At 66.7% G+C, this 9800-nt stretch carries 6 protein-coding genes; 2 read left to right on the forward strand and 4 right to left on the reverse strand.

Going from position 1 to position 9800, the window contains the following annotated elements:
• Positions 1-152: 152 nt before the first annotated feature.
• From AC5JLE_RS02065 to AC5JLE_RS02080, 4 genes are read right to left on the reverse strand one after another with little or no spacing between them, the layout of a single operon-like run.
• On the reverse strand, positions 153-866 hold the full coding sequence (locus AC5JLE_RS02065; RefSeq protein WP_262217413.1) for a M15 family metallopeptidase: 714 nt from the start codon (positions 864-866) through the stop codon (positions 153-155).
• Complete coding sequence (locus AC5JLE_RS02070; RefSeq protein WP_496064977.1) at positions 799-2385, reverse strand: serine hydrolase; 1587 nt, start codon at positions 2383-2385, stop codon at positions 799-801. Before AC5JLE_RS02070 ends, AC5JLE_RS02065 begins: the two co-directional genes overlap by 68 nt.
• The gene (locus AC5JLE_RS02075; RefSeq protein WP_164111146.1) at positions 2373-5372 is read right to left on the reverse strand and encodes a TonB-dependent receptor; all 3000 of its coding nucleotides are present in this window, start codon (positions 5370-5372) and stop codon (positions 2373-2375) included. Before AC5JLE_RS02075 ends, AC5JLE_RS02070 begins: the two co-directional genes overlap by 13 nt.
• Positions 5373-5423: 51 nt before the next feature.
• Positions 5424-6896, reverse strand: coding sequence for a transglutaminase-like domain-containing protein (locus AC5JLE_RS02080; protein WP_134966455.1), 1473 nt, complete (start codon positions 6894-6896; stop codon positions 5424-5426).
• A gap of 132 nt (positions 6897-7028) precedes the next feature.
• On the opposite strand from AC5JLE_RS02080, the gene AC5JLE_RS02085 reads away from it, so the two are divergent.
• Together AC5JLE_RS02085 and AC5JLE_RS02090 are read left to right on the forward strand one after the other, a co-directional pair.
• Positions 7029-8468 (forward strand): C40 family peptidase, encoded by a 1440-nt coding sequence (locus AC5JLE_RS02085; protein ID WP_134966454.1) that lies wholly within the window; start codon positions 7029-7031, stop codon positions 8466-8468.
• On the forward strand, positions 8465-9559 hold the full coding sequence (locus AC5JLE_RS02090; RefSeq protein ID WP_014645715.1) for a dipeptide epimerase: 1095 nt from the start codon (positions 8465-8467) through the stop codon (positions 9557-9559). The genes AC5JLE_RS02085 and AC5JLE_RS02090 overlap by 4 nt, the downstream gene beginning before the upstream one ends.
• The last annotated feature ends 241 nt before the right edge of the window (positions 9560-9800 follow it).

A 9800-nucleotide genomic window follows, 5' to 3' on the forward strand; every position in this document is an offset into this window, starting at 1 on the left:
GGCTGCCAAGCCTCCATGGACGGATTTACGGCGTCCCCGCACTCCGGCACCGCCCCGCCAACCCACGGAAAGCAAGCTGTTGCTGTTGCGTCTGATGTTGCCGGCCAGCGGCCGGCACTACCGCGGGTGCAGGGCGAGCCCTGCCGATGCCCCTACCGTACCGGGACGTCGTACGCGGTGCCGGGATCCGGTTCGGGCTGCAGGGTGTAGTGCCACCACTCCTGCGGATAGTTGACGAAGCCCCGCCGCGCCATCGCGCGCACCAGCTGCTGGCGATTGGCCTGTTGCGCATCGCTCAATCCGCTTGCCTGCGTATGCGCGCGTGGACCGAAGAAATCGAAGTCGGTGGCCATGTCCAGCGGCGTGCATGCACCGCTGCGGCAATCCAGCAGGCCCAGATCAACCGTGGCGCCACGACTATGGCCAGAGCGCTCGGCGATGTAGCCGTCGGCCAGCAACCGTGGTTTGTCCAGGTCCGGGTACTGCTGTGCCTTGCGCGAGCGCTCGCGCGGATCGTTCACCCAGGCCATGAACGCCTGCACCGAACGCACCGGCCGGTAGCAGTCGTAGAGCCGCAGGCCGAAGCCATCGCCGCGCAGGTCCTGTTCCACCTGTGCCAGCGCCTTCGCCACCGGCGCCAGCAGATAACACGATGGCGCCTCGTAGCCGGGCACGCGCGCCCCGGTGAAGTTGTTGGCACCGGCGTAGCGGATGTCCAGGTCGATGCGCGGCGACAACGTGCGGATCTCCACCAGTCCGGCGCTGGCCGCGTCGGTTGCCGGTGAAACGCGAGGTGGCTCAGCGGCGCGGGTGGTCGCCGCCAGCGCAGTCGCCAGTACGAGTGAAATGCAGGTCCTGGAAGTCATAGCTGAAGTCGATGTCCGGGTCGATGGCGCGCAGGTCCAGCGTCGGTGCCGGGCCTTCGCCTGGCTGCAGCCACGCCTGCGCCTCGTCGCCCAGCGTATCCCAGCGCAGCAGCCAGCGCCCCTGCAGCTGCAGCACCGTGGCCTGCAGCCGGGGCGACTTGTCCACGCTGAAACGCAGGCCGTCCTTGCCCGGGCAGAGCGAGGCCGCGCCCAGCCACGGATCGCGGTAGCGGCCCTGCCAGCGGGACAGGTCCGTGCGGCTCGTCTCCTGCGCCGCCGCGGTGGATGGCCGCGAATGGCCGGTCGCGGCCCGCGTTGCCTGGTCAGCCTCCAGTTCGGCCAGGTAGTCCATCGCCGGGCGCGCATCGTCCGCTGCGGTGAAGCGCTTCAGCGCGGCCTGCATCAGGGCCGTGCGTGCGTCCTCGCCTTCGCCGTTGATCAGCATCACCACGCCCACCCGGCGTTCAGGCAGCAGCGCCAGCGATGAATACATGCCTGACAGCGTGCCGGTGTGCGCCACTTTCCACTGGCCGTCCATGTCGGACACGCGCCAGCCATAGCCGTAGCCGTAGAAGTGCGCGTTGTCCCAGCGCCGCTGGCGTTCACCCAGCGGCATCGGCATGTGCAGGGTCCACAGCGTGCGCCGCTGCTCCGTGTCCAGCCAGCCGGGCGCCAGGGTGGGATCGAGCAGCACCTGCATCCAGCGCGTCATGTCGCGCAGTGAACAACGGATGCCGCCGGCCGCCATCGACGGCACGTCCGGGCTGGTTTCACCATCGGCGTTCACCACTTCATTGCGTTCGCCACGCCAGGCATGCGGCTGCGCTACGTTGCCCACGCGTTTCACCGACCACGCCCCCACCTGGCAGCGCGTCATGCCCAATGGTTCGAACACCTGCCCGCGCATCAGCTGGTCATACGGCTTGCCGCCCGCCGCAGCGGCCACTTCACCGGCCACCACGTACATCAGGTTGTCGTAGGCATAGTGGCTGCGGAAGCTGCTGACCGGCTTGAGATGCGCCAATGCGGCGATGATGTCGGCACGGGTAAACGCGTTCGGTTCCGGCCACAGCATCAGGTCGCCGGCGCCCAGGCCCAGGCCGCTGTTGTGGATCAGCAGGTCGCGCACCTGCATCTGCTGGCCCACCCACGCATCGTGCATGCGGAAGCCCGGCAGATGCCGCTGCACCGGATCATCCCAGCGCAGCCTGCCCTGCTGCACCAGCCGCGCCAGCAGTGCAGCAGTCATCGCCTTGCTGTTGGAGGCGATCTTGAACAACGTGTCCTCGTCGATGCGGCCGCCATCGCCACGCGCGCCCTCGGCGTAGCGATAGACCACCTGCCCGTTGTCGACCACCGCCATCGCCAGCCCGGGCAGGTGCTCGTGCTGGACGACGGCAGCGACATCGGCATCGAGGGAGGCGGTCGCGGTGGTCTGTGCCACCGCAACCGGGAACACCGCCAGCGCCGCCGCGCAGACGCAGTTTCGAGCCTGCCGTGCGGGCTTCAGTAGGCCCATGTCACGGTCAACTGCGCATAGCGCGGTGACTGGAAGCCGGTGCCGTAGCGGTACAGCGGGTTCGGCGTGCCGATGCTGTCCTGCGGCTCGTAGTCCTGGTCCACGGTCACCACGCGCTGCTGGTTGAGCACGTTGTACACCGCCAGCTTCAGGCGCAGATCGGTGGGAATCGGCACCTTGTACGAGACGCTCACGTCCAGGTCATAGGTCCAGGGCGTGCGGCCATCGCCACCGCGTGGCGAATGCACGAACACGCGCTGGGACGGAACCGTCGCCTGGCAGTTGGACACGCACACGTAGTAGCTGTGGAAGTCGGTGTCGTCGAACGGATTGCCGGCGCCGAAGCGGGTAATCGGGCTGCCCGACTGCACGCCCAGCGTGGCCGCCACACTGAGGTTTTCGGTCAATGCGTAGCTGCCACGGAACTTGAACTGGTGGCGGCGGTCGTTGGCCAGGTAGCCGTAGCCACCGTAGTTGACCCAGGGGTTGTCGAAGTTCTCGGTGCGCCCTGCATCGGCGAAGTCGGTATCGGAGTTGACCGGGCCCTCTGCGTTGCCGCGACCGTATGCAAGGGTGTAGGAGGCGTTGAAGCCCCACTTGCCGTCCCAGGCGCGGTCGACCTGCAGTTCCAGCGCCTTGTAGTCACGCTTGGGCTTCACCCAGCCGCGCTGGCCGACATAATTGCCGTGGTCGTCATACAGCGCCCAACCTTCCTTCGAGGTGTCGATGCTGATCCAGCCATCGTTGCGGCCGTCGCAGTCGGTGTCACCCCACACGGTGTTGGTGCGCCCCGGGTTGCCCATGATCCACGCGCCGTCGATGGCACCACACTGCCCGGTCGCGGTGATGTTCATGTCATCGATGGCATTGTGCAGGCGCCGGTAGGTCACGCTGGCGCCTACCGACCAGGCCTCGTTGATCATCTGCTGGAAGCCCAGGATCGCTTCGTCCTGGTAGACCGGGTCCATGTCCCGGTTCACTTCCGCGCGCAGGTCCGGCACGCTGCCGTCGCCCTGCGAGTTGTCCACCGGGCCGATCTGCGCGCCCAGGTTGGGGATGTTGTTGGCTGCGCCGGTGTAGCCGAGGAACTCGTACCAGGTGCGTTCGTCGAGGAAACCACCGGCCTGCTTGATGTTGATGACGTTGGCCACCGGCAGGAAGTATCGGCCCAGGTTGCCGAACACCTTGGTCGTGCCATCGCCGCGCACGTCCCAGGAGAAGCCCAGGCGCGGGGCCAGCATGTCGTCGATCTTGATGTAGCTGCTGCCGTCGCCGCCCTTGTTGTCGAAGGCTTCCAGGCGCAGGCCCATGTTCAGCAGCAGGTTCGGCGTCACCTGCCAGTTGTCTTCCAGGTAGTAGGCCGAGTTGATCGTCTCGAAGGCCCCGTCCACTTCATAGCGACGGGTGCGCACGACCACGCCGCTGGCCGGCACCACGCCACCGTTCAGCGAGCTGCCGGGAGTGCGGTAGTAGATGTCGTAGCGGAAGCCGCCCGGGCCCGGATAGGCGCGGCTGTAATCGGAGGTGTTCTCTTCCCGATCCAGGCCGAACCGCAGCAGGTGGTTGCCCAACGTCCATTCGAAGTCCGCGCGCGCAGCCTTGCGCGTGTCCAGCGCCGACTCCAGCTGCGAGCTGCTGGTGCAGCTGCGGTCGCCCTGCAGTGACGGCGGCACGCCCTGGCCGGCCGTGCGGTTGTCGAACACGCGGTTGCAGTTCTGGTCCATCAACGAGCTCTGCACACGGTTGCGCTTGTTCTCGCCGTACATCAGCTTCATGGTCAGGTCGTTGTTGACCTGCCAGCTGTAGGTACCGGACCAGTTCTTGCCACCCACCGTGTTGTAGATCTGGTTGCTGCGCTCGCCCACGGTCTGCCCCGTGGCGTAATCGTAAGCGTAGACGTCGGTGAGGGTCTTGCTCTTGTCCGAGAAGCCGAACAGCGACAGCATCTGGTTGTCGGTGATCTGCCAATCGATCTTGCCGCCCCAGAACGGATCATCGGCCTTGCCCTGGCTCAGGCGCGTGCCGGCATCATTGGTCGAGGTGGGACGGTAGTCGCGCGCCTCGTACATGCCGAAGAAGAACAGGCGGTCCTGCACCAGCGCACCGGAAGCGAACACATTCAGCGCGCTGCGGCTGTAGTCGTCGCGGCTGGCGGTGATGTAGCGGCTGCCGCTGCCGTCGTAGCGGTCGCGTGCCTGCGACTGCCACGCGCGCGGCTCGAACACCAGTTCGGCACCGGCCTTGAAATCGTTGCTGCCCGAGCGGGTCACCGCATTGATGACGCCGCCGGTGCTGCGCCCGAACTCCACCGAGTAGCCACCGGTCTTGACCTGGAATTCCTGGTAGAACGAGAACGGCACCGACGAGAAGCCGACCCGGTTGTAGAAGTCGGTGACGTTCAGGCCATTGATGTAGACGGTGTTCTCGGCCACCGACGAACCGCCGAAGGAAATGCCCTGCCCGCCCAGCGACCCCTTGCCCTTCACCGCGCCCGGCGCGAGCAGCGCCACCGCGGTGATGTCACGGTCCACTGGCAGGCGCGACAGTTCCTCGCGGGTGATGTTGGTGGCCGACTCGGTGGACTTCACATCCACCATCGACACCACCTGCGGCGCCCGCACTTCGACCGTGCCCAGGGTACTGACCGCACCCAGCGGCACGTTCACCGTGGTCGCGCTGCCGAGACTGACCGTCACCTGGCCGACACGGCTGGCCCCTCCGCCGGGCAGGCTCACCTCCATCTCATAGGTGCCGACCGGCAGCAGCGGAATGCGGTAGCTGCCGTTGGCTTCGGCCTGCACGGAGCGCACGAAGCCCGTTGCCGGGTTGCGTACGGTCACCGTGGCACCGGCCGGTACCTGGCCGGCATCGCTGACCAGCCGGCCGACCACTGAACCATCCTGTGCAAATGCGCTGGGCGCGATCACGCCCAGACACGCCCCGAGAGCGACGCACAACGCCGCCCGCTTGATGCTGTAAGCCTTCATCCCCTGCTCTCTCCTGCAAGAATTGAATGGTGTGGAATGCGATGTGTCGCGCTAGCGTTGCCTGGCTGGCAGTACCCGCCACTGGAAGTCGTAGCTCCATTGGTCGAAGTACAGGTTGCCGCCTGCCCACTCGGCCTCGCCGCGCTGCGAGTCGACCGTTTCCGAGCGGAAGTGCTGCTTGGCCGGCACGAGGGGCTGGCCGAAATCATCGTTGAAGGCGATGCGGTAGCCATCGAGGCCACCCAGGTAGAAGTTGCGCAGGGCCGGCACATCGCTGGCCAGTGCGCCGGTGGTCACGTCCATCGGCAGCCAGCCATACGGCGCCAGGTAGACCTGTCCCCAGTCATGCAGGTTGTTGTAGCCACTGCCATCGTCGGAGAACACCATGCCCGACTGCCAGCGCGCGGGAATGCCATTCAGGCGCAGCAGCGCGATCAGCAGCAGGGTCTGCTGCCCGCAATCGGCATGGCCGGAACGCAGCGCGTAATCGCTGATGTTGCTGAGCGTGGAATATTCGCGCGCACCGGCCCAGGGAATACGGTCGACCGCAGCAAACAGCTTGCGCACCACTTCATATGGGCGCGTCTCGCCCTGCAGCACCTGGTCGGAGAACAGCCTCAACGCAGGGGTGAAGCGCACATGCGGCAGCTGCTCGGCCAGATACGGCTTCAACGCCGTATCGGCCGGGGTGGGTTGCACCACGGCCGGGTCGATCGCGGTATGCCGGGCGAAGATCGTGACCGCGTAGCGGATCTCGAAGCGGGTCGGCTGCCCGGCCACCGCTTTGGCCTCCAGATAGGCCGTGCGTTGCAAGGTGCTGGCCGGTGCCACCCGCGCCTTGCCTGGGCTGCTGCCCAGCCACTGCACCTGCTCCTGCTGGCCGGGGATCTCGCGTGGGTACGGAATCCAGGCACGCACGGTTTCGCCGGCCGGCACGGCATCGGCCTTCACCGTGAGCGATTGGGTGAATTCGATACGCTGCGGCAGCACCGACGCCCGGCCACTCTGTTCGGCCGCGGCAACCACGCGCGCGTGGTGCGCGTTGAGCACTTCGTTGGGCCCCGGAGGCGGCATCGGTGCATCCGCACGGCGGCGTGCGCGTGCTTCGTCGCTGAGCAGGAACAGGTTCGACGGTGCGCGCTTGAAGTACCAACGCTCGCCATCGATATCGAGATGCTCGATCAGGCCAAGCTGGTCCCAGCGCGCGAATTCCTCGTCGGTCAGGTCGGGAATCCAGCGGCGCACGGCAGACTTGGCGGCGGTTTCGTCGAGGGAAAGATCCAGGCGGATGCGGCGCATGCGCTCACGCTGGAACGCGCCTTCGGCAGCATCGCTCCCTGTCGCCAGCAACGCATCGGCGTCGCTGAAGCGGCCGCCGTCGATCAGGTCGATCACCTGCGCCTGGCGCGCACGCTGCTGGCTGCTGCGCCCGTCTGCCGCCTGCGTGACCGACACCCACAGCAGCAGCGCGGCACACAGGCCGGCAGCAGCAGGCAGACGCGGTTTGCGAATGGCAGGATCCACAGCGACACTTCCCCAGCGCGGGTGGTAACGGCTGTGTAACACGGGCCGGGATGCCGGTCAATAATTTATTCTTGCTTTCGATGCCGAAAGGAATAAATATTCCACAAGGCATTCGAGGAGGGTGTGCACCGCATGAGCCTGGCTTCCCGCGAACGGCACCGGCATTGGCCGCGCCGCTTGACCCTGGCCCTGTGCCTGCTGGCCGCACCGGCCTTTGCACAGGCCGCCCCGGCGCCCGATCCCGGCGCACCGCTGCCCTATGTGATCGGCCTGCACGAGGCCTACCTGACGCCACAGTACTGGGCGGCGCGTCTGGACAACGCCGATGCGCCGATCCTGGATCGCGCGCAGATCGAGGCGCAGAACGCACGGATGCGGGCGCAGGACAGCCATATCCGCGACATCGCGGCGCTGCCAGCCCAGCTTGATGCGGCGACGGTGCGTGCCAGCATCACCGCGCTGTCGAGCTGGCCCACGCGCACCCTCTATAGCGACAAGGGCACGCCCATCGCGCCGGCCCTGCGCAGCGCGATCGAAGCCAACCTCGGCCTTGATGCAATCCCCGCCCAGGTGGCACCGGCCTACGGGCTGGTGGTGAAGCGTGCCGCACTGCGCACCTTCCCCACCCGCGAGCGCGTCTTCAGCACCGTCGGTGACACCGACATCGACCGCTTCCAGGAATCGGCACTGTTCCCCGGCGACAAGGTCGCCGTGGTCCACCGCAGTGCCGACGGCCGCTGGCTGTTCGTGCACAGCGAGCGCTACAGCGCGTGGATCGAAGCCGACGCCATCGCCAGCGGCGACAAGGCCACGGTGCTCGGCTACGGCGCGAAGGGACCCTACCGGATCATCACCGGTGCCACCGCGCAGACCGCCTACACCCCGGAAGAACCGCGTGTCTCGCGCCTGCAGCTGGACATGGGCGTGCGCCTGCCGGTGCTGGCCGACTGGCCCGCGTCAGAACCGGTGAACGGCCAGCAGGCGCACGCATCATGGGTGGTGCAGCTGCCGGTACGCGAGGCAGATGGTCGCCTGAAACTGGTACCGGCCCTGCTGCCGCGCTCGCAGGACACCGCCGCCGACTACCTGGCCCTGACCCCGCGCCTGTTGCTGCAGCAGGCCTTCAAGTTCCTCGGCGAGCGCTACGGTTGGGGCCACGACTACGACACCCGCGACTGCAGCGGTTTCGTCTCCGAGATCTACCGCAGCTTCGGCGTGCTGCTGCCACGCAATACCAGTGCACAGGCGGTCAGCCCGGCGCTGGATCGCCTGCCGTTCACCGGCAAGGACGGCAAGGCACTGCGCGACCGTGCCGTCACCGACCTGAAGGTCGGCGATCTGGTCTACATCCCCGGCCACGTGATGATGGCCATCGGCCACGTCGACGGTCGTACGTGGGTGATCCACGATACGGCGGGCGGCAGCTGGTTCGGTGCCGACGGCACGCGCGTGCAGGCCCATCTCAATGGTGTTTCGGTCACGCCGCTGGAGCCGATGATGGCCAGCGATACCGTCCGCTACATCGACCGCATCACCAACATCCAGCGCCTGCGGGCCAAGACTCCTGAATGAAGATCACCGCCATCGAACTGGGCATGCTGCGCGTGCCGTTGAAGACACCGTTCAAGACCGCCCTGCGCACGGTGGAAACCGTGGAAGACGTGGTGGTGCTGATCCGCACCGACACCGGCAACACCGGCTATGGTGAAGCCCCGGCCACCGCCGTGATCACCGGCGATACGCACGGCTCGATCATCGAAGCGATCCGCCACTTCATCGCCCCGCGCCTGATCGGCCAGGACGTGGTCAACCTCAACCACCTGTGCACGCTGGTGCAGACCGCGATGGAGCGCAACACCAGCGCCAAGGCGGCGGTGGAGATCGCGCTGTACGACCTGTGGGCGCAGCTGCACGGCGCCCCGCTGTACCAGATGCTCGGTGGTGGCGACCCGGTGATCACCACCGACATCACCATCAGCGTGGACTACATCGACAAGATGGTGGCCGACTCGCTGTCGGCAATCGAACGCGGCTTCGAGTCGTTGAAGATCAAGGTCGGCAAGGACATCGGCCTGGACATCGAACGGGTCAAGGCGATCCATGCCGCCGTGGAAGGCCGCGCCCTGCTGCGCCTGGACGCCAACCAGGGCTGGACCGCCAAGCAGGCAGTGCATGCGATGCGTACCCTGGAAGACGCCGGCGTGGTGCTTGAACTGCTGGAGCAGCCGGTGAAAGCGGCCGACATCAGCGGCCTGAAGTATGTCACCGACCGCGTCAACACGCCGGTGATGGCCGACGAGAGCGTGTTCAGCCCGAGCCAGGTGATGGACCTGATCCAGCAGCGCGCGGCCGACATCATCAACATCAAGCTGATGAAGACCGGCGGCCTGTCCAACGCGATCCGCATCGCCGACATTGCCGGCATCTACGGCGTGCCGTGCATGATCGGCTGCATGATCGAATCGAGCATCAGCGTGGCCGCCGCCGTGCACCTGGCCGTGGCCAAGAGCGATGTGATCACCAAGGTCGATCTGGACGGCCCCTCGCTTGGCCAGTTCGATCCGGTCAGCGGCGGCGTGCATTTCAACGAATCGGAGATCAGCATCAGCGACGTGCCGGGGCTGGGCATCACCGAAGTGCGCGGGCTGGAGATGCTGGGTTGATTTCTGCCTTGCGGCTGACGTTGCCTGCCACTGACGCTGGGTCGCGCGTTACTTTTCTTTTCGCGAAAAGAAAAGTAACCAAAAGAAACGCTCCGCCGGCCGCGAGCCGGTGCTACGCACCGGTTCCCGGCGCGCCGCGGCCCGGCGAGGGACGACGCGGGGACTCGCTGCGCGCAGACACCCCCGCCTCATCGCCCTCGCCCGGCCAGCGGGGGTCGGCACGCGACAAGGCGGCCTCAAC

It is taken from the genome of Stenotrophomonas sp., assembly GCF_059505245.1.